This window comes from Flavobacterium sp. Root186, from assembly GCF_001428525.1.
In the GTDB taxonomy this organism is placed as follows: Bacteria; Bacteroidota; Bacteroidia; order Flavobacteriales; family Flavobacteriaceae; genus Flavobacterium.
This window is the reverse complement of record NZ_LMHW01000013.1, coordinates 676,071-694,819: the sequence shown is the minus strand read 5'-3', so window position 1 is coordinate 694,819 and position 18,749 is coordinate 676,071. Positions and strand designations below refer to the sequence as shown.

22 protein-coding genes are annotated in these 18,749 nt (G+C 32.8%); 12 read left to right on the top strand and 10 right to left on the bottom strand.

Features of this window, described 5'->3' with window-relative positions:
* Positions 1 to 65: 65 nt before the first annotated feature.
* Both ASD98_RS16360 and ASD98_RS16355 read left to right on the top strand, forming a co-directional pair.
* Positions 66 to 302 (top strand): hypothetical protein, encoded by a 237-nt coding sequence (locus ASD98_RS16360; RefSeq protein ID WP_053473652.1) that lies wholly within the window; start codon positions 66 to 68, stop codon positions 300 to 302.
* An 18-nt stretch (positions 303 to 320) separates the two neighbouring features.
* Positions 321 to 1,013, top strand: a complete 693-nt coding sequence (locus ASD98_RS16355; RefSeq protein WP_056206284.1) for an aspartate/glutamate racemase family protein — start codon at positions 321 to 323, stop codon at positions 1,011 to 1,013.
* Positions 1,014 to 1,095: 82 nt separating this feature from the next.
* Here the strand turns inward: ASD98_RS16355 and ASD98_RS16350 are convergent, their stop codons facing one another.
* From ASD98_RS16350 to rlmD, 3 genes are read right to left on the bottom strand one after another with little or no spacing between them, the layout of a single operon-like run.
* Positions 1,096 to 1,920, bottom strand: a complete 825-nt coding sequence (locus ASD98_RS16350) for a DUF6048 family protein (RefSeq protein WP_056206282.1) — start codon at positions 1,918 to 1,920, stop codon at positions 1,096 to 1,098.
* Entirely contained in the window at positions 1,892 to 2,464 is a 573-nt protein-coding gene (locus ASD98_RS16345; protein WP_056206280.1) for a DUF6452 family protein, read from the bottom strand. Before ASD98_RS16345 ends, ASD98_RS16350 begins: the two co-directional genes overlap by 29 nt.
* A gap of 14 nt (positions 2,465 to 2,478) precedes the next feature.
* Positions 2,479 to 3,891 (bottom strand): 23S rRNA (uracil(1939)-C(5))-methyltransferase RlmD, encoded by a 1,413-nt coding sequence (gene rlmD, locus ASD98_RS16340; RefSeq protein WP_056206278.1) that lies wholly within the window; start codon positions 3,889 to 3,891, stop codon positions 2,479 to 2,481.
* 333 nt (positions 3,892 to 4,224) lie between these two features.
* Here rlmD and ASD98_RS16335 point away from each other — a divergent pair, with 333 nt between their 5' ends.
* On the top strand, positions 4,225 to 5,100 hold the full coding sequence (locus ASD98_RS16335) for a sensor histidine kinase KdpD (protein ID WP_242412124.1): 876 nt from the start codon (positions 4,225 to 4,227) through the stop codon (positions 5,098 to 5,100).
* 371 nt (positions 5,101 to 5,471) lie between these two features.
* Here the strand turns inward: ASD98_RS16335 and ASD98_RS16330 are convergent, their stop codons facing one another.
* The 3 genes from ASD98_RS16330 to epsC form a co-directional block, all read right to left on the bottom strand.
* Positions 5,472 to 6,458 carry an aldo/keto reductase gene (locus tag ASD98_RS16330; RefSeq protein WP_056206274.1) on the bottom strand — a complete coding sequence of 329 codons (987 nt, stop codon included), beginning with the start codon at positions 6,456 to 6,458 and terminating at the stop codon, positions 5,472 to 5,474.
* A gap of 135 nt (positions 6,459 to 6,593) precedes the next feature.
* Positions 6,594 to 7,481, bottom strand: coding sequence for a cysteine synthase CysM (gene cysM / locus ASD98_RS16325; RefSeq protein WP_056206273.1), 888 nt, complete (start codon positions 7,479 to 7,481; stop codon positions 6,594 to 6,596).
* Position 7,482: 1 nt separating this feature from the next.
* Entirely contained in the window at positions 7,483 to 8,274 is a 792-nt protein-coding gene (gene epsC, locus ASD98_RS16320) for a serine O-acetyltransferase EpsC (protein WP_056206272.1), read from the bottom strand.
* 190 nt (positions 8,275 to 8,464) lie between these two features.
* Here epsC and ASD98_RS16315 point away from each other — a divergent pair, with 190 nt between their 5' ends.
* Positions 8,465 to 9,166 carry a DUF1003 domain-containing protein gene (locus ASD98_RS16315; protein WP_056206269.1) on the top strand — a complete coding sequence of 234 codons (702 nt, stop codon included), beginning with the start codon at positions 8,465 to 8,467 and terminating at the stop codon, positions 9,164 to 9,166.
* Between the two features lie 16 nt (positions 9,167 to 9,182).
* Here ASD98_RS16315 and ASD98_RS16310 read toward each other — a convergent pair whose 3' ends face one another.
* Positions 9,183 to 9,449: a DUF2752 domain-containing protein gene (locus ASD98_RS16310; RefSeq protein ID WP_242412132.1), complete on the bottom strand. Its 267-nt coding sequence runs from the start codon at positions 9,447 to 9,449 to the stop codon at positions 9,183 to 9,185.
* A gap of 122 nt (positions 9,450 to 9,571) precedes the next feature.
* Here ASD98_RS16310 and ASD98_RS16305 point away from each other — a divergent pair, with 122 nt between their 5' ends.
* Together ASD98_RS16305 and ASD98_RS16300 are read left to right on the top strand one after the other, a co-directional pair.
* Positions 9,572 to 9,757: a hypothetical protein gene (locus tag ASD98_RS16305; protein ID WP_056206265.1), complete on the top strand. Its 186-nt coding sequence runs from the start codon at positions 9,572 to 9,574 to the stop codon at positions 9,755 to 9,757.
* Positions 9,747 to 10,298 (top strand): Smr/MutS family protein, encoded by a 552-nt coding sequence (locus tag ASD98_RS16300; protein WP_056206263.1) that lies wholly within the window; start codon positions 9,747 to 9,749, stop codon positions 10,296 to 10,298. Before ASD98_RS16305 ends, ASD98_RS16300 begins: the two co-directional genes overlap by 11 nt.
* A 118-nt stretch (positions 10,299 to 10,416) precedes the next feature.
* Here ASD98_RS16300 and ASD98_RS16295 read toward each other — a convergent pair whose 3' ends face one another.
* A complete protein-coding gene (locus ASD98_RS16295; RefSeq protein ID WP_056206261.1) occupies positions 10,417 to 11,427 on the bottom strand; it encodes a hypothetical protein in 1,011 nt (336 codons plus the stop codon).
* 86 nt (positions 11,428 to 11,513) lie between these two features.
* Here ASD98_RS16295 and ASD98_RS16290 point away from each other — a divergent pair, with 86 nt between their 5' ends.
* Positions 11,514 to 12,638: a cysteine desulfurase family protein gene (locus ASD98_RS16290; RefSeq protein ID WP_056206258.1), complete on the top strand. Its 1,125-nt coding sequence runs from the start codon at positions 11,514 to 11,516 to the stop codon at positions 12,636 to 12,638.
* Between the two features lie 50 nt (positions 12,639 to 12,688).
* Here ASD98_RS16290 and ASD98_RS16285 read toward each other — a convergent pair whose 3' ends face one another.
* Together ASD98_RS16285 and ASD98_RS16280 are read right to left on the bottom strand one after the other, a co-directional pair.
* A complete protein-coding gene (locus tag ASD98_RS16285; protein ID WP_053473636.1) occupies positions 12,689 to 13,261 on the bottom strand; it encodes an L-threonylcarbamoyladenylate synthase in 573 nt (190 codons plus the stop codon).
* A 39-nt stretch (positions 13,262 to 13,300) separates the two neighbouring features.
* Positions 13,301 to 14,377: a DegT/DnrJ/EryC1/StrS aminotransferase family protein gene (locus ASD98_RS16280; protein WP_056206257.1), complete on the bottom strand. Its 1,077-nt coding sequence runs from the start codon at positions 14,375 to 14,377 to the stop codon at positions 13,301 to 13,303.
* 253 nt (positions 14,378 to 14,630) lie between these two features.
* Between ASD98_RS16280 and ASD98_RS16275 the strand changes: the two genes are divergently transcribed.
* Genes ASD98_RS16275 through ASD98_RS16255 form a run of 5 tightly spaced genes read left to right on the top strand, consistent with a single transcriptional unit; the run spans position 14,631 to position 18,748 of the window.
* Positions 14,631 to 14,861, top strand: a complete 231-nt coding sequence (locus tag ASD98_RS16275) for a phosphopantetheine-binding protein (protein WP_056206255.1) — start codon at positions 14,631 to 14,633, stop codon at positions 14,859 to 14,861.
* A gap of 4 nt (positions 14,862 to 14,865) precedes the next feature.
* The gene (locus ASD98_RS16270) at positions 14,866 to 15,921 is read left to right on the top strand and encodes a ketoacyl-ACP synthase III (protein WP_056206253.1); all 1,056 of its coding nucleotides are present in this window, start codon (positions 14,866 to 14,868) and stop codon (positions 15,919 to 15,921) included.
* Position 15,922: 1 nt separating this feature from the next.
* Complete coding sequence (locus ASD98_RS16265; RefSeq protein ID WP_056206251.1) at positions 15,923 to 16,660, top strand: SDR family NAD(P)-dependent oxidoreductase; 738 nt, start codon at positions 15,923 to 15,925, stop codon at positions 16,658 to 16,660.
* Between the two features lie 5 nt (positions 16,661 to 16,665).
* Positions 16,666 to 17,751 (top strand): aromatic ring-hydroxylating dioxygenase subunit alpha, encoded by a 1,086-nt coding sequence (locus tag ASD98_RS16260; RefSeq protein WP_056206249.1) that lies wholly within the window; start codon positions 16,666 to 16,668, stop codon positions 17,749 to 17,751.
* Positions 17,741 to 18,748, top strand: coding sequence for a 3-oxoacyl-ACP synthase III family protein (locus tag ASD98_RS16255; protein ID WP_056206248.1), 1,008 nt, complete (start codon positions 17,741 to 17,743; stop codon positions 18,746 to 18,748). Before ASD98_RS16260 ends, ASD98_RS16255 begins: the two co-directional genes overlap by 11 nt.
* The last annotated feature ends 1 nt before the right edge of the window (position 18,749 follow it).

The following is an 18,749-nucleotide window of genomic DNA, read 5'->3' as shown; positions in this document are numbered from 1 at the left end:
CTTAAGTTCTAAAAGAAAAACCTTAGAACCTTAGCATCTCAGAACCTTAGCAACTTTAAAAAAAAATGACAAAACTACAAGTAAGAGCATTTCTATATCAATTAGGAAGTTTCGCAATTCTATTTATTTTAGGAAGATTTATAATTGCAGAATATACAGGATTAACCGGAATCTGGATTCCGATGACGTCGTTTGTTGCGGCGACTATTATTGCACCTAAATTTCAGGCCGTGAAAACAAAAGACGGCGAAAAACTGTTTATGAAATGGATTTTTATAAAAGGTATTAGAGTAATTGGATAAATTTTTAAAATCAGCAATATGAAGAAAATTGGACTTATTGGCGGTATAAGCTGGGTTTCGACCACAGATTATTACAAACTTATAAATCTTGGAATAAACGAAAAGCTGGGAGGTTTAAACTTCTCTGAATGTTTGGTTTATTCTTTTAATTATGCTGATATTAAAAAGAATAATGAGAATAACGATTGGGATTCTACTTTTAAAATGCTTTTTAAAGGTTGTGAATTTTTAAAATCGGGCGGGGCAGAAGCGATTATTTTATGTGCTAATACAATGCATTTAATTGCAGATAAACTTCAGGAAGCGATCGATTTGCCTGTCATTCACATTGCGGCCGAAACAGCAGTTGAAATTCAAAAACAACAACTTAAAAAAGTAGGTTTATTGGGAACTAAGTTTACAATGGAACTTGACTTTTTTAAAGATAAACTGGCTGCGAAAGGTATTGAGGCAATAATTCCAACCAACGAAAATGATAAAGATTTTATTCATTATACTATTTTCGATGAGTTAGGAAGAGGAATTGTAACCGATGAAATGAAAAAACGTTATATAGAAATTGCTAATGAATTGATTAAAAACGGTGCAGAAGGAATTATTTTAGGATGTACCGAAATTCCTTTAGTAATAAAAGAGGGAGATTTGTCAGTTCCTATTTTTAATACGACTTTAATACACGCAAAAGCGGCTGTAGAATTTCAGTTGTCTTAAAAAAGATAAAATTTTAAGCCACGAATTCACGAATCTAATATTTTAAATTCTTGAATTCGTGGCTTTTATTTTTTTGTAAAAACTACTTCTTTTTAGGAGCTTGTTTTTGAATTTCAGGTACGATTACCTTTTTCTTATAAATAGGAATGAAATAAGAAACGGTATAATTAAAACCTACACCAAAACTTCCGTCATAAGTTCTATTAAAGCCCGGAATATAAAGGTTATCAAAGCCCGATGGTTTATTGTTCATTACTAAAAGCTTAAGCTGAACGCCGAAACCAACGAATAAATTATCGAAAACTTCGGCTTTAATTCCTCCCGCAACTTCAATCCAGGCAGCACTTAAACCACTGTTTTTTTGATTTGCTTCTATTGATGGCTGTTCGCCCCAATAGGGATTTGCATTGTAAATTTTATAGCTGTTTAAATCTTGGCTAAAAGAACTAAATCCACCTCTTAAACCAATTGTTATAAGGTTTTCCATATCAAGCCAGTTGTCATACAAATTGTAGTCAAAACCTCCTTTAATATATGTTCCCGTTGCTGTAGAATTTATTTTGTCATCATCTGTAGTTTTGTCTTCAAAACCCAATTCGGCAGCTAAGTAGTATCTTTTTGTTAAACGCCAGTCTCCGGTAAATTCCACGCCTTTATAATCCTTATCATAAAAACCTCTGGTTAATTTGTATAAATCGACACCCACACGCAAACCGTAACGGTCTGTTTTGGGAGGAACAATAGTGTCTGGCTTAACTTCCTGAACAGCTGGTTTTGAAGCTTTGGCTTTTGGTTTTTCTGTAACTATTGGTTTTGTTGCCGTTGAATCTTTTATTTCTTGAGCATGTCCCAAAAGCATTGAAAAAACGAAACAAAGACTAAAATAATATTTCAAGGTGTGTTTCATCTTCCAGTTCAATGTTACGGGTTTTTAAATTTAAAGTCTTCATCCAAACACCATCTCCTGTATCAGGATCATCTGTACGTATATAGCCAGAAGTATTAGGATTTGCAGTAGTTTGTTCGTTAAGCATAAAAATAGTCTTAAAACCGCAGGCTCTGGATACATATGAAGTTTGACGTGTGTAGTTAAAAGTTATTATATCGCTGTTTGTTACATCCGGATTTGGATCATCAGAGTCTAATATAAATTTATAACTTGTAATATCTTCATCTATTTTTAGCGGTATCGAAATAGTATTTCCGTTTGCCAGATATTTTGTTGTAGATGTACCATTTTCGTTAAAAATAATTCCGTTAGGATCAGCGCCCGGGCCAATACCAATAACTCTTAAATTGGTTACACTTCTTGGTGCAGATGGATCTGCACTGCTAAAAAAATTAATTACTAATCTTGGAGTAGTAGGTGTGTTTGCGTCGCAAATATCATCTTTCTCACAGCTGGATAAACCAAATGTAAAGACTAATAAAAGAGAGATTATTTTTTTCATCTAGCGTTTTATAATTATCGAAGTTCTAAAAGTACAACATTTTCAACATGATGTGTCTGCGGAAACATATCAACCGGACGTACGCGGGTTACTTTGTATTTTTCGTCCATTAATGCTAAATCACGCGCTTGTGTTGCAGAGTTACAACTTACATAAACTACTTTTTTTGGAGCAATTTTTAAAATCTGATCAATTACAGCAGCATGCATTCCATCTCTCGGCGGGTCTGTAATAATAACATCAGGTTTTCCGTGCTGTGCAATAAAAGCTTCGTTGAATACTACTTTCATGTCTCCAACAAAAAACTCACAATTCGTAATATTATTGCGTTCAGCATTTGCCTTAGCATCTAAAATTGCTTCTGGAACACTCTCTACACCAATTACTTTTTTTGCTTTTTTAGAAACGAATTGAGCAATAGTTCCCGTTCCTGTATATAAATCGTAAACGGTTTCTTCTCCTGTTAACCCGGCATAATCACGCGTTATTTTATATAATTCGTAAGCCTGATCTGAATTGGTTTGATAGAAAGATTTAGCATTGATGCTGAATTTTAATCCTTCCATTTCTTCCAGGATATAATCCCTTCCTTTATAAAGTTTAATATCCTGATCGTAAATCGTATCGTTTTGTTTTGCATTTACCACATATTGTAAAGAGGTAATCTGCGGGAATTTTTCGTATAAATGATCTAAAACCAATTCGCGGCTTGCTTTATCATCTTCAAAAAACTGAATCAAAACCATGATTTCGCCAGTTGAAGCAGTACGAATCATTAAAGTTCTTAATAATCCAGAATGTTCTCTCGGATTAAAAAAGGCTAAATTATGCTCGTTTGCAAATGCTCTAATTTCGTTTCTGATTGCGTTTGAAGGATCTTCTTGCAAATGACATTTCTCAATGTCAAGGATTTTATCCCACATTTTCGGAATATGAAAACCTAAAGCATTTCGATTTCCTAAATCTTCTGTACTTCCAATTTCTTTTTCGGTTAACCAACGACTGTTTGAAAACGAAAATTCCATTTTGTTTCTATAGAAAAACTGTTTTTCAGAACCCAAAATAGTTTCGAATTCCGGAAGTTCAACCTTTCCAATACGCTGCAAATGGTTTTTTACCTCGTTTTGTTTGTAATACAGCTGCTGGCTGTATTTCATGTTTTGCCATTTACATCCGCCGCAAACACCAAAATGATCACAGATTGGTTCAATACGATGCTCAGAAAATTCGTGAAATTTCACAGCTTTTCCTTCGTAGTATGCTTTTCTTTTTTTAAATGTTTGTACATCAACAACATCGCCAGGAACGACATTCGGAATAAAGATTACTTTTCCGTCAGGAGCTTTTGCTACTGAGACTCCCTTTGCTCCGGCATCAAGAACCTGAATTTGATGAAAGACAACTTTGTCTGTATTTTTTCTTCCCATAGCGCAAAAATAAGGGTTTGTAAACTTTTACAAATTTTATTTTCATAATATTTTATCAAATTGTGTAATTTACTAGTTTAATAAACTTTAAAAGTTAACTTTGTTCCTGATATTCAGCCCCAAGCTACAATATATTATCAATAGTTTTGTTATGTTTTTATGAAGTTGTATCATAATCTTTCACAAATTAGCTTTCTTAAAAAAAGTTATGCGTTAAAATTTTTATTTGTCGCTTTTATAGGAATCCATATTCCATTAATTGGAATCTTATTTTTTGTTCTTTTTTTCGAACATACGATATCACCAGCATCGATTTTGATTTTTTCATTAATAATGACATTATTGGCAACCGCTGTAACTCTTTTAGTCTTAAAACAGCTGATAAGACCTATTTCGATCGCCTCAAGATCATTAGATGATTATAGAAATAAAAGAAAATTATCAATTCTTCCAACAGAATATACGGATGAAGCCGGACTGTTAATGTGTAATATTCAGGAATCTATTTATGAGTCTGAAAGTTTTATTAATGAAAAACAGGATTTAATTTACATGCTTTCACATGATTTAAAAAACTTTGCCGGAAATCCGCAGGGTTTGGCGAAACTAATCTTAAGCGAAAACCCTTCAGAATCTGTTAAACACTTGGCTGATTTAATTTGCGAGTCGACTAATTTGCAATTCCGATATATTGAAAACTTCATTAAACTATTAAAAGAACAAGATCAGGTTTTAAAAGTAAATCAGGAAACCAGAACGATTTATTTTGAAAATATGCTTCCTTTTATCAACGAACAGGTTGAACAGCGATTAATAGATAAAAATATAATCTTGAACTTAAGCGTTGAAGTCGACGAAGCTAAACTTTGGATTGATGAAGGTCTGCTGATTCAGGTTTTAGTAAATTTAATTAGTAACGCGATCAAGTTTTCTTATTTTGACAGCGATATTAAAGCCAGAATTTATAAAGAAGGCTCAAATCTTGTTATTACTGTTGCAGATAGAGGAATCGGTTTTGATAAAAATCAGATGGAAGAATTATTTAAAAAATTCACCAAAATGAGCCGTTTAGGAACTGCTAATGAATCCTCAACCGGAATCGGACTTTATTTATGCAAAAAGATTATCGAAAAAAATAAAGGCCGATTAAATGCCATAAGTGAAGGCAAAAATAAAGGTGCTGAATTTAAGATTGAGTTTGAGATTTAAGGATCTAAGATGCTAAGATTCTGAGTTTTTTTCTTTTTAAATCTTAATTTTTACTTGTTCGTCCATTAATTCTTCATCATCTCTTTCGCGGGAAAGAATTAACAGGCATACAATTTTTACATAAAAACTTATATTTTTCATGGTTGTGAGTTTGGGTAGTTTTATTATGAAGATGTTTGTTTTTTTAAAAGGTTGCGTATAAACGAAAAAAATATCCTAGTTATTTATATTTTTATGCAAAGAAGAAAACTTTAAGCTTATACAAAAGCTGTTTAAAGATATTTAAGCAATAAAATAGGGTAGATTTATAAAAAAAGCAGGGAAGTTTTATTTGAAACTTCCCTGCTTTTTTTGAGATTATCGATTACGTTTTACCAAAGATGATGCACAGCTGGTTTTATATACTTTTCGTAAATTTTATCCATTTCTGAAATTTTCTCCGAACTTAATTTTGGTAAATCATACGCTGATAAATTAGAAAGAACATGACTTTCTTTTGAAGCTCCGGGAATAATACAGCTAATTTCGTTAAAACTCAAAATCCATTGCAAAGCAATAGGAGCGAGGTTTTCATTTTCAGGAAACAAAGCTTTTAATTCATCAACAGCTTTTAGACCTAAATCATAATCAATTCCTGAAAAAGTTTCGCCTTTATCAAACGCATCTCCGTTTCTGTTGAAATTCCTATGATCTTGTACGTCAAAAGTGGTTTTCGCATCAAATTTACCAGTTAAAAGCCCACTTGCAAGAGGAACTCTCGCAATAATCCCGATGTCCTTCTTTTTAGCTTCAGAGAAAAATAATTGCGACGGACGCTGACGAAATAAATTGAAAATAATCTGAACCGTCGTTACATTCGAATATTCGATTGCTTTCAAAGCTTCTTCGACTTTTTCAACACTCACGCCCAAATTCAAAATTTTACCCTGATCCTTTAAACGATCAAACATTTCGAAAATTTCAGGCCGGTAATACACTTCAGTTGGCGGACAATGCAGCTGAATCAAATCTAAAGTTTCTAATCCGGTTCTTTTAAGGCTGTCTTCAACAAATTTTTGAAGTACTTTTGGCTGATATCCTTCATTCACATGTGGATTTATATGTCGGCCACATTTTGTTGCCACATAAATGCGTTCAGATCGTGAACGAACCACGCGTCCGACAGCAGTTTCGCTTAATCCGTTTTCATAAACATCGGCAGTATCAATAAAATTCACACCGTTGTCAATTGCTGTATTGATAAGTTCATCAGCGGTTTTATCGTTAAATCCCGAACCCCATTTACCTCCAACCTGCCAGGTTCCAAGTGAGATTTCAGATATATTAAAGTTTGTTTTTCCTAGTTTTCTGTAGAGCATTTTTTTAAGGTACTAAGTTATTAAGGTTCTGAGGGGCTAAGGGTTTTGAAAGGTTCTGAGATAGTAAGATTTTATATTCATAATTCTTTTTTAAAAAAACTTAGAACCTCAGTATCTCAGAACCTTAGAACCTTTTTAGTCAAATAAATCCGAAGACAAATATCTATCACCGCGATCGCAGATAACGGCAACTATAACTCCAGATTCTAATTTTTCGGCTATTTTAAGGGCTACGGCAACAGAGCCACCGCTGCTCATTCCGGCGAAAACGCCTTCTTCGAGTGCTAATCTTTTAGTCATTTCTCGTGCTTCTTCCTCGCTTACATCCACAACAGTATCTACTTTTGAAGCATCAAAAATTCTTGGTAAATATTCCTGAGGCCATTTACGAATTCCGGGAATTTGAGAACCGTCGCTTGGCTGTGCGCCAATAATTTGAACAGCAGGATTTTTTTCTTTTAAATAAGTAGAAGTTCCAATGATAGTCCCTGTAGTTCCCATAGCAGAGACAAAATGCGTTACAGTTCCTTCAGTATCATTCCAAATTTCAGGGCCTGTAGTTTTATAATGCGCTTTCCAGTTGTCATCATTCGCAAACTGATTTAACATGATATAACCGCCTTCAGCCACTTTTTTGTCGGCATAGTCCCTTGAACCAATGATTCCTTCTTCTGCAGGTGTTAAAATAACTGTAGCGCCATACGCACGCATAGTTTGTGTTCTTTCTTTTGTAGAGTCTTCCGGTAAAATTAATTCTATTTCTATTTGAAATAATTGTGCAATCATAGCAAGGGCAATTCCGGTATTGCCGCTTGTTGCCTCGATTAATTTATCTCCTTTTTTTATTTCTCCTCTTTCAAGAGCAGCGGCAATCATATTGTATGCCGCTCTGTCTTTTACACTTCCTCCGGGATTATTTCCTTCCAGTTTCAGTAAAAGCTTAACGTTTTTATTCTTAACCAAATTGACTGTTTCCATCAATGGAGTATTTCCAATTAGGTTTAGTAACTTCTGTGGACCCATTTTATTTTTTTTCTTTTATTTTAACTTCTGTTGTGGTGGTATTAAGTACAATCGAATCTTCGGGAATTGATTTAGTAACCCATGAATTACCGCCAATAATACTATTTTTTCCAATGATGGTTTCGCCTCCTAAAATTGTAGCATTGGCATAAATGCAGACATTTGCTTCAACGGTTGGATGTCTTTTCGCATTTTTCATTTCTTTACTAACGCTCAAAGCTCCCAGTGTAACACCCTGATAAATCTTAACGTGTTTTTTAATAACGCTGGTTTGACCAATAACAATTCCTGTGGCGTGATCTATAAAAAATGGAGAAGCAATATCAGCGCCTGCATGAATATCAGTTCCTGTGATTCTATGTGCATATTCGCTCATTAATCTTGAAAACAGCAATAAATCTAAATGATACAATTCGTGGCTTAATCTGTAAATAGCAATGGCATAAAAGCCCGGATATGCTAAATAAACTTCATCGATACTGTTTGATGCCGGATCATTTTCTAAAATATATTCGGCATCCTGATTTAATTTTTCTAAAACGCCTGGAAGTTTTGCCACAAATCTGTCCCAAATCGATTCGCATAAATTTTCTGGTTTTTTGCAGGCTAAAACAGCTATTTCTTTAAAGCGGATTTCAAGTTCATCAATGCTTTCGTCAAGAGCCGCATTCGAATCAAAAAGAGTGTAGAAAAGCTTCTCGGTAAAATCTTCTGTTTTGGTTTTGATACCGTAGTTTATATTTGAATGGCTTTTTAAAGCCTTAATATTTTGTATGATATTGTCTTTAGTCACAATAGTAAAATTGAGTGGATATTTTAAAACGTTAAAAGTAAGGCGTTTTTTGTAAATAAGGACACGATTTAACTAAAGAAATTTTGGCTTCAGAATTGTATTTGTGATAAATGAAAGATTGATAAATGGTTATATTTTATATGATTCTTAAGAAGTTAATTGTTTAAATTAGCGGATAAAATCTACAAAAATGAAAAATAATTCAACTTTTAAAAGTTCGATTTCTGATATTTCTTTCCCCGAAAGTGAGAAAATTTGCGGTATTTCTATTCACGATCCCATTTTAGGCCTTATTATAAAAGATCATCCTTCGTTTTGCGACGATGACTGTATTTCGGTTCAGGAATTGAATGAATACCGTCAAAAATATATTTCTAATTATCTGTCGACTGAAATTGGAACGCTTTCAGATCTTGAAAAAAGTGTTATTTCATCTTTAAAAGAAGATAAATCAATCGTAAGCATTGTTGAAGATGAGGATGAAAAAAGAAGTTTCGGACAAAGAATAGCCGATAAAGTGGCAGATTTTGGCGGAAGCTGGACTTTTATTATTTCGTTTGTATCTTTTATTATTGTTTGGATTGGCTCAAATGTTTATTTTTTGCTGGATAAAGGTTTTGATCCGTATCCGTTTATTTTATTGAATTTAATTTTATCCTGTATTGCTGCACTTCAGGCACCCGTAATTATGATGAGTCAAAATCGTCAGGAAGAAAAAGACCGAAACCGTGCCAAAAAAGATTATATGATTAACCTGAAATCTGAATTGGAAATAAGAATGATTCACGATAAAATTGACCATTTGATTATGCATCAGCAGCAGGAATTAATCGAAATTCAGAAAGTTCAAATTGAGATGATGAATGATATTTTGAATCAGATTAAGAAGTAAAACGAACCTGAAAATATCAAAGATAAAAGTGTTTGTAGTAATAACCTACACACATAAAAAAGATATTTATACCCGCAGCTTTCCAGATAATTTTTTGATAATTTCTGGATTTATCTAAAAAATATAAAGCCAGTAAAATTAAAAATAAGAGGGTAGTGTAGATGGCCGGATACATTTTAAAAGCGGCCGAAAACTCACCTTGAAAAAGTAAGAATAAAGAACGTTGAAAGCCACAGCCGAGACACTCAAAACCAAAGAGTTTTTTGAAGAGGCAGGGGATCATATATTTCTCTAAATTCACAGGTTAATTTTTTACAATTTTACAAAAAAATATTTGATAACATTTCAGAAGAAAGAAACTTCTATTTTAAAGTTTTATACTTTTGGATTCTTAAACTTTAGAAAATGAAAGCTTTTAAAATTTTAATTATGATTCTTGCCATTTCAGTTGCATTATATGAGCAGGTTTCTGATGATAAAAATATCTATATTATGGTAATTGCAATTGCAGTTTTTATGTATGGAATGATGCAGTTAAGCGCAAAAACGCCAAGTAAAAATCAAGAAAAAGAGGAGCAGGATGTTGAGTAAAGGAGATAAAGTTTCGGTGTTAGACGAAGCGATAAACGGAACAGTAGTTTCGGTTAAAAATAAAGAAGTTTTGATTGAAACTGAGGATGGATTTATGATGACATTTTTTGTCAATGAACTACTTAAGGTTCAGGATTCCAGTAATTTAATGAATTCTATTAAAAGAATTGATTTAGAAGAAGTTTCAAAAGAAAAAACAGAGCCAAAACCAAGAAGTTTTGTTAAGGAAAAGAAAGATAAACGTGAAATTGCAGCTCCGGAATTTGATTTGCATATTGAAAAACTGGTCCCAAATAAACGCGGAATGTCAAATTACGATATCTTAACGCTGCAGACAGAAACGGCAAAAAGACATATTGAATTTGCGATTAGAAACCGCATTCCAAAAATCGTTTTTATTCACGGCGTCGGTGAAGGGATTTTAAAAGCCGAGCTTGATTTTTTATTGGGTCGTTATGACGGAATTGATTTTCAAGATGCCAATTATCAAAAATATGGCTTAGGCGCGACGGAAGTTTATATTCGTCAAAATACTAAATAAAATGATTTTAAAATCTTAAAATCGTTTATTTTTAAACATAAAAAAAAGTCTGTTTTTGAATCTGATTTATTAAAAAACCGGATCAAAAAACAGACTTTTTTTGTAAGAATAATTTTTGTTATTTTTTAGCCGTAGGTGCAGTTACAGGTGCATCAGTTATTGTACCAAGAACAAAATCATCAGCTAAATAAAAACTGCTGTTTCCTTTTTTAAGAGTAACATTTTTTATGGTAATAGTGTGCTTGTAAACAATACTTGTTGTTCCTGTTGCTGTTGTTGTAACTTCAACGATACCATTGTTATCTACTACACTGTTCCATACTGTACTTACAGCCGGAGCTGATGGTGCTGGGCTTATACAAAAATACGAGCTGGTTAAAGTTCCTGTATTAGATTTAAAAGTAGTATACGTTATATTGTTTGCTGTTGCTGTTATTGCTGCAGATCTTGTACCTACTACTTGTTGAATAAGTGTTTGATCAAGGTTATTAACCTGCATATAAGAAGTTGGGTTAAAATTAAAAACTTGTTTCTTATCTGTACATTGTGTTGGTGCAGTTGTAAAAGTTAAATATAGCGGATCTGGTCCAGTAGTGTAATTTCCGAAAACAAATTCTTCTTCTGTTTGAGGACCTGCAGGTTTTAAGAAAGTAATGTTTCTAAAAACAATTTGATGATTATAACCTGTAATTCTTGTACTTCCGTCAGTTGTGCTTTTATCACCTGTAACCTGCGTTGATGTAATTTCAATTATACCCGCTGTAGCCTGCCATTCTTCCGTTACATTTGGTGTTCTTGGCGGTATTGTACCGCAAATATTATTAACCGCAACGGTACCATCGTAAGCTCTGTAAAGCACACGATAAGTTGAATTATTAATGTCATAAGTAAGTGGGGCTCCAATTGGAGTAGCATCATTTTTGATACTGTTTGCAGGCAGCTGAATTACTAATGATTCCTGAGTTTTTAATTTGTAAATTAGAGTTGGAGCAGTCTCGTCAGTGCTTGAATTAGGACAACTGGCCGAAGTTTGAATATCTTCAAAATTGATTGTATCTACTGTTAAATCGCCATCGTCGCAGCCGTTTAACAAAAGAGCCAATATTAAAAGGCTTGCATATTTTTTCATCGTAATTTTATTTGGGTCAAAAATAGTGAAAAATTTGGCAAATGATCTTTTAGATTAGACAATTGATATTTCATAACTTTGCATCAATGAAAAAAGTATACCTCGATAACGCCTCAACAACTGCTATGCGACCTGAAGTAATTCAGGAAATGACTAAAATTATGGCAGACGATTTTGGTAACCCGTCTTCTACGCATAGTTTTGGACGAAATGCTAAAACAGTTTTAGAACTTTCAAGAAAAAGTATTGCCAAGCATTTAAACTGCTCTGCACAGGAAATTATTTTTACTTCTGGCGGAACAGAAGCAAATAACTGGATTTTGAGATCGGCTGTTGAAGATTTAAAGGTAGAGCGTATTATAACTACTAAAATTGAACATCACGCTGTTTTGTACAGTGTTTTGGCGCTGCAGTCAGATTATAATATTCAAGTTGATTACGTAAATGTTAATCAAGACGGAAGTATTGATTTAACGCATTTTTCTAATTTACTTTCTGACGAAAAGAAAACGATTGTTAGTTTAATGCATGTAAACAACGAAACGGGAACTGTTTTAGATCTGGAAAGAGTGGGAGTTATTTGCAAACAATACAATGCTTTATTTCATTCAGATACTGTTCAATCGGTTGGGAAAACGGAAATCGATCTTCAAAAAATCCCTGTAGATTTTATTTTGGCAAGTGCACATAAATTTCATGGACCAAAAGGCGTTGGTTTTGCTTTTATTCGAAAAAATTCTGGTTTACAGCCCTTAATTTTTGGCGGAGAACAAGAAAAAGGACTCCGTGCCGGAACAGAAGCCGTGCATCAAATTGCCGGAATGGCAAAGGCTTTGTCTCTTTCGTATGAAAATTTAGATACAGAAAGAAATCATATTACTGACCTGAAAAAATATCTTATTGAACAATTGGAACTTAATTTTCCTGGTTTTAGAATTAACGGAAAAAAAGATGATTTCTATAATATCATTAATATAACGCTTCCTTTTTCTTCGGATAAAACTTCAATGCTTTTATTTAGTTTAGATATGAAAGGAATTGCAGTTTCCAGAGGAAGTGCCTGCCAATCCGGAAGTATAAAACCCTCACACGTTTTAAAAGAAATGCTTTCGGAGAATGATTTAAAATTACCAAATCTCCGAATTTCATTTAGTCATTACAACACAAAAGAAGATATTGATTGGTTGATTGAGAGCCTTAAAGTTGTTTAAAGTTTCAGGTTTCAGGTTTCGAACAGAACTTGAAACCTGAAACAAAAAAACTATTTACGAATAACTTTAACCTGCGAATCGTTTGTTAATTTGATGATTGTTGATGGTTTTCCGGCAATTTTGTCCTGATTTAGTTTTACGACATAATCAACACCTTTGATAATTTCGGGATTAATATCTTTGAAAGATATTGGAGTAGGCTGTCCTGAAATATTCGCAGAAGTTGAAACCAATGGTTTTTTCATTCTTTCCATTAATTTGAAACAAAAAGGTTCTTTTACCAATCTTATTCCAAGTGATTTATCAGCTGCAATAATATTATGCGCAACGTTTCTGGCTTCGTCTAAAATTAAAGTTGTCGGTTTTTCAGATAAATCCATAATCTGCCAAGCCACCTCAGGAACGTTTTTAAAAACGTTATAAATCATTTTTTCTCCATTCATTAAAACAATCATGCTTTGCGTTTCGGCGCGTTGTTTTAGTTTGTAAATTTTGGCGACAGCTTCAGGATTAGTGGCGTCACAACCTATTCCCCAAACAGTATCTGTTGGGTAAAGAATAATGCCGCCTTCTTTAATTACCTCGTAAGCATTGTGAACTTCAGTATTGATATCTTGATTCATGACCTAAATATTTTTAATAATAATAGCAAATGCTGTTTATTATGATGTTTGTGTATTTATAATTTGAGTTATATTTTCTAAATCCGCTTCAGGAATTCCTACATAAAGCGGTAAACATAAAATCCGCGATGCAATAGATTCAGAAACAGGCATTTTTTCTCCTTTTGTATATTCTATAGTATTCAAAGAAGGATAAAAATAACGTCGGGGAATTATATTTTCTTTTGCTAAAGCTTCTGAAACCTGCAATAAAGTCTCTTCAGAATCTAAAATTACAGGGTAATAACTATAATTCCATTCTGTGTTTTCTCTTATTTTTAAAGATTTTACAGCATTGAAATTTAAGTTGTTATTATAGTAGTCAACCACTTTTTTTCTTTCAGAAATAATGTGATCCATATAAGGAAGTACCGCCAGCCCCATTGCCGACTGCAGTTCAGAAATTTTTGCATTTATTCCTAAGCCATGAAAAGCTAAAGGACCATTATGCCCAAAATTATGGCTGTAGTAAAGTTGATGAAAAACAGCAGCATCGTTACAAAACATAGCGCCGCCTTCTCCCGTATGGAATAATTTAGTGGCGTGAAAACTACAGGTGCTTACATCGCCAAAATTAAATAGAGACTGGTTATTGAATTTAACTCCAAAACAATGTGCGGCATCATAAATAACTTTTAAATTATGTTTTTTTGCAATATTTTCAATGGCAATAACATCACAAGGATTTCCAAAAACATGGGTTGCTAATATGGCAGTTGTTTTTGGCGTTATTGCAGCTTCTATTTTAGTCTCGTCAATTGTTAAATAATTCGGATTGATATCTACAAAAACAGGTTTGCAGTTTTCCCATACAATTGCTGCAGACGTAGCAACATATGAAAATGGCGTAGTGATGATTTCACCGCCTTCTCCAAAGAGTTTTAATGCAATTTGAATAGGGATTGTACCGTTATTAGTAATTATCAAATTAGAAACGTTAAGAAGATTTTTAAGTTTATCTTCTAATTCTAAAGTAAGTTCGCCTCTATTTGTTAGCCAAACTTTATCCCATGCACGTTTTACATAAGAATTATATTCTTCTTGCGGGGGCAAAAAAGTTTTGGTTACAGGAATCATTTAATTATGGATTTAATGAGTTTAATTTATCATTACGGATAAACTATTGTTATATTTGCGGGGTAAAATTAGGAAAAGAAACCTTAATTTTTGGTATTAATAGCTATTATAACATTGCAGGAAGTTAAACTCGTTGTTAACGTGCTTGACAGACAAGGTTTTAAGAGGTTTTAATGAAATTAAAGGAATGCTTTTTTGATGTTTTCGAAAATCAATATTAAAAGAATAAACAAAAATAAATTATAGGATTACTATGGAAATCAACGCTTTTTTGAAAAATTTTGCAGATATTTTAGATGATACAGATGCGGCTTTAATTACACAGGAAACTGTTTTTAGAGATTTAGATGAGTGGAATTCATTAACGGCTTTATCATTAATTGCAATGGCTGATGAAGAATATTCTGTGAAGTTAACAGGAGATGATATTAAATCTTCAGATTCATTAAATGACATCTTCGAAATAATTAAAAATAAAGGATAATTAAATGGCCGTTTTTTCAATAAATGATATTGCAATAAAAGGTATTTCTTGCTGTGTTCCTAAAAATAAGGAACGCAATATTGACTTGGATATATTGACAAAGGAAGAAATTCAAAAATTTATAGATGTAACAGGAGTTGAAGAACGACGTATTGCTGCAAAAGAAATTTGTACGTCTGATTTATGCTGCGAATCTGCTGAAAAATTAATTAAAGATTTAAATTGGCAGAAAGACGAAATCGAAATTTTGGTTTTTGTTTCACAAACCGGCGATTATATTTTGCCAATTTCTGCGGCCATTCTTCAAGACAGATTAGGTTTATCTACCAATTGTATTGCTTTTGATGTTCCTCTGGGATGTTCAGGATATGTATATGGAATGTCTATTATTGCAGGAATGATGAAAGCAACAGGCTTAAAAAAAGGTTTGCTTTTGGCAGGAGATACAATTAGTAAAATTGTTTCAAATAAAGATAAAAGTACATTACCGCTTTTTGGAGATGCCGGAAGCGCAACCGCATTTGAACTTAACGAAAATACGGGAAACATGCTTTTTGATTTAGGAACAGACGGATCAGGTTATAAAACTATTATTGTACCCGATGGAGGATCAAGAAACAGAATAAACGCTGATTCTTTAGAAATAAAAATTATTGAAGAAGGAATTAGCCGTAATTCCTGTGATTTGGTTCTTGATGGTATGGATGTTTTTGGCTTTGGAATATCGCAGGGACCTAAAACAGTAAATAAGCTGTTAGAAAAATATGCAATTGATAAAGAAAAAATAGATTACTTTATTTTTCATCAGGCAAATTTGATGATGAATAAAATGATTGCCAAAAAATTAAAACTGCCAGTTGAAAAAGTTCCGTATTCCTTACAGCATTTTGGAAACACTTCATCTGCTACAATTCCGTTAACCATAGTGTCAGAATTAAAAGATAAAATAGAAAATAAATCTTCTAATTTGCTAATGTGCGGTTTTGGTGTAGGATTATCATGGGGAACTGTGTTTGTTGAAGATTGTCAAATAGAGGTTTTGGATTTAATCGAATTATAGAATGATTACATTACAAGATAAAAATATATTAGTTACGGGCGCATCTCAGGGAATTGGTAGAGAAATAGCAATCTCGGCTTCAAAACTAGGAGCAGTTGTTACTATAATAGGAAGAAATGTAGAAAAACTGCAGGAAACAATTTCATTATTAAGCGGAAACGGTCACAAAATGTATGCTGTTGACCTTTCTAATGCTGCAGATATTGATGAATTAATCTCGCAAAGTTTACCTTATGATGGTGTTATTTTTAATGCTGGTATTGTAGAATACCTGCCGGTTAAGTTTTTAAACGAAAGCAAAATAGATGCTGTTTTTTCTGTAAACTTTGATAGTAATGTTGTTTTAACTCAAAAACTAATCAAAAAGAAATTGCTAAATAAAAAAGCATCTCTTGTTTTTATATCATCAATTTCCTCAAAACTAGGCGTAGGCGGAACTGCTATGTACGCAGCGTCAAAAGCGGCATTAATATCTTTTTCTAAAGTATTGGCTACAGAGCTTGCTCCACAGGGAATTAGATCAAATAGTATTTGCCCCGGAATTGTTAAAACAGCAATGACAGAACAGGCAAGTGATGCAGCTTCTGAAGAAGAATTAAAAAAAGCCGAATTAGAATATCCGCTGGGATATGGAGAACCGTCAGATGTTGCCGGACTAGTTATGTATTTATTAAGTGATATGAGTAAATGGATGACTGGTTCTGACTTAGTTATTGATGGCGGATTCACATTAAAATAAAAATTATGAATTCAAACATACCTGCTTTTCATTATTATGATGACGCTGTTTTTGAGCAAGAAAACGATATGCTTTTTAAAAAAGTTTGGCATTTTGTTGGATTCAGATCAGATTTTTTAAATGATAATGACTTCATTGCTTTAAAAATTGCAGGCACACCAGTTGTGGTTCAAAATGTGAGAGGTGAGATTAAATCATTTTTAAATGTTTGTTCACACCGTTTTTCCATAATTCAGCAAGAAGCATCTGGAAACAGACCTTTGGTTTGTCCTTATCATGGATGGGCGTATGATAAAAACGGAATTCCAAGCGGAATCCCGAAAAAACCTTTGTTTAAAAAATTCTCTAAAGAAGAGCTTTGTGAAATGAAATTAAAGGAATTTAAAATTTCATTTTGTGGAGATTTATGTTTCGTTTCCTTACATGAAGACATTGAACCTTTAGAAAATTTTATAGGCGTATTTTATGATGAATTAAAGACGATGTCATTAAGCTTAGGAAATAGAATTGATGTTAATTCTATGGAAATAAATGCAAACTGGAAAGTTATTGTTGAAAATACGCTTGAAAGTTATCATGTAGGTTTAGTTCATGCTGAAACTCTTGCTAAATTAGAACCTTCGGGATTAGATTTTGCTTTTGATAAAAATAATTCAAGCTGGACAAGTGATTTGAATATAGTAAAAGATAAAGGAGGATATAAAAAAATCAATACGTATTATTCACCAAGAGGTTACGATATTGAAGGTTATAAACACATACTGATTTTTCCTAATTTGTTGATATCAAGTACGCATGGTATTTCTTTTAATTATTCTTTAATTGAACCAATTACACCAGATAGTACAAAATTTACAAGCTACGTTTTTACTACTGTTATAGATTCTGAAACCACACCAATTGTAATTAAAGCTTTTGAAGAATCTTTAATTGGTTTTAACAGACAAGTTTTTGATGAAGATAAAACGGTTTGTCAGCTTGTTCAACAAGGAGTAAGACATACAAATTTATCAGGAAAACTTTCTGATGAAGAAGAGCGAGTACATCATTTTCAAAAACAATATTTAAAATTCTTAGAAAATGAAAGCTAATATAAAAGCCATATCTTATTATCTTCCAGAGGAAGTTCTGTCAAATGATTTAATAAATAAAGAATTTCCGGAATGGGATATTGAGAAAATCAGTTCTAAAACCGGAATCAATTCAAGACATATAAGTGCAAAAGATGAATTTTCATCAGATATGGCAGTAAAAGCTGCAGAGCGATTATTTGCAGAACATAATATTGATAAATCTACGATTGATTACTTATTGTTTTGTACCCAAAGTCCAGATTATTTTTTGCCTACAACTGCTTGTATTATTCAGGATAAATTAGGCCTAAATACTTCAATAGGAGCTTTAGATTTTAACCTTGGATGCTCAGGATTTGTTTATGGTTTAAGTCTGGCTAAAGGTTTAATAGCGGGTGAAATGGCAAAAAATGTTTTGTTAATTACCTCAGAAACCTATTCTAAATTCATTCATCATAAGGATAAAAGTAACAAGACTATTTTTGGAGACGCCGCCGCTGCAACATTAATATCAAGCGAAAAAGGATTTTGTTCTCTCGATAAATTCATTTTTGGAACAGATGGAAAAGGAGCAGAAAACTTAATTGTAAAACAAGGAGGAATGCGTTTTCCGGTTTCTAATGAGAATGAAGATATTTCGGATGAATTTGGAAACGTTCGAAATGATAAAAATTTGTACATGAACGGTGCAGAAATTTTCAATTTTACAGGAGAATTTGTTCCGAAACTTACAGAGGCTATTTTAGAGAAATCAAACTTAACCAAAGAAGATATCGATTTATATATCTTTCATCAGGCAAATAAATATATGCTTAATCACCTGAGAAAGAAAATAAAAATTCCTGAAGAAAAGTTTTTTATTGCTATGGAAGAGTGTGGAAATACAGTTTCATCAACAATTCCGATTGCTTTATATGAAGCTCAAAAACAAGGAAAATTAATAGAATCCAAAAATTTGATATTGGCAGGATTTGGCGTAGGATATTCCTGGGCAGCTTGTAACTTAATAATTTAAA

Excerpts from the sequence above, each read along its gene's own strand:
- ASD98_RS16335 (WP_242412124.1), top strand. The coding sequence starts at position 4,225 with ATGACATTATTGGCAACCGCTGTAACTCTTTTAGTCTTAAAACAGCTG.
- ASD98_RS16345 (WP_056206280.1), bottom strand. The coding sequence starts at position 2,464 with ATGAAAAAAATAATCTCTCTTTTATTAGTCTTTACATTTGGTTTATCC.
- ASD98_RS16280 (WP_056206257.1), bottom strand. The coding sequence starts at position 14,377 with ATGATTCCTGTAACCAAAACTTTTTTGCCCCCGCAAGAAGAATATAAT.
- ASD98_RS16360 (WP_053473652.1), top strand. The coding sequence starts at position 66 with ATGACAAAACTACAAGTAAGAGCATTTCTATATCAATTAGGAAGTTTC.
- ASD98_RS16270 (WP_056206253.1), top strand. The coding sequence starts at position 14,866 with ATGGCCGTTTTTTCAATAAATGATATTGCAATAAAAGGTATTTCTTGC.
- ASD98_RS16310 (WP_242412132.1), bottom strand. The coding sequence starts at position 9,449 with ATGATCCCCTGCCTCTTCAAAAAACTCTTTGGTTTTGAGTGTCTCGGC.
- rlmD (WP_056206278.1), bottom strand. The coding sequence starts at position 3,891 with ATGGGAAGAAAAAATACAGACAAAGTTGTCTTTCATCAAATTCAGGTT.
- ASD98_RS16330 (WP_056206274.1), bottom strand. The coding sequence starts at position 6,458 with ATGCTCTACAGAAAACTAGGAAAAACAAACTTTAATATATCTGAAATC.
- ASD98_RS16315 (WP_056206269.1), top strand. The coding sequence starts at position 8,465 with ATGAAAAATAATTCAACTTTTAAAAGTTCGATTTCTGATATTTCTTTC.
- ASD98_RS16290 (WP_056206258.1), top strand. The coding sequence starts at position 11,514 with ATGAAAAAAGTATACCTCGATAACGCCTCAACAACTGCTATGCGACCT.
- ASD98_RS16275 (WP_056206255.1), top strand. The coding sequence starts at position 14,631 with ATGGAAATCAACGCTTTTTTGAAAAATTTTGCAGATATTTTAGATGAT.
- cysM (WP_056206273.1), bottom strand. The coding sequence starts at position 7,481 with ATGGGTCCACAGAAGTTACTAAACCTAATTGGAAATACTCCATTGATG.
- ASD98_RS16355 (WP_056206284.1), top strand. The coding sequence starts at position 321 with ATGAAGAAAATTGGACTTATTGGCGGTATAAGCTGGGTTTCGACCACA.
- ASD98_RS16305 (WP_056206265.1), top strand. The coding sequence starts at position 9,572 with ATGAAAGCTTTTAAAATTTTAATTATGATTCTTGCCATTTCAGTTGCA.
- ASD98_RS16260 (WP_056206249.1), top strand. The coding sequence starts at position 16,666 with ATGAATTCAAACATACCTGCTTTTCATTATTATGATGACGCTGTTTTT.
- ASD98_RS16255 (WP_056206248.1), top strand. The coding sequence starts at position 17,741 with ATGAAAGCTAATATAAAAGCCATATCTTATTATCTTCCAGAGGAAGTT.
- ASD98_RS16350 (WP_056206282.1), bottom strand. The coding sequence starts at position 1,920 with ATGAAACACACCTTGAAATATTATTTTAGTCTTTGTTTCGTTTTTTCA.
- ASD98_RS16265 (WP_056206251.1), top strand. The coding sequence starts at position 15,923 with ATGATTACATTACAAGATAAAAATATATTAGTTACGGGCGCATCTCAG.
- ASD98_RS16295 (WP_056206261.1), bottom strand. The coding sequence starts at position 11,427 with ATGAAAAAATATGCAAGCCTTTTAATATTGGCTCTTTTGTTAAACGGC.
- ASD98_RS16300 (WP_056206263.1), top strand. The coding sequence starts at position 9,747 with ATGTTGAGTAAAGGAGATAAAGTTTCGGTGTTAGACGAAGCGATAAAC.
- ASD98_RS16285 (WP_053473636.1), bottom strand. The coding sequence starts at position 13,261 with ATGAATCAAGATATCAATACTGAAGTTCACAATGCTTACGAGGTAATT.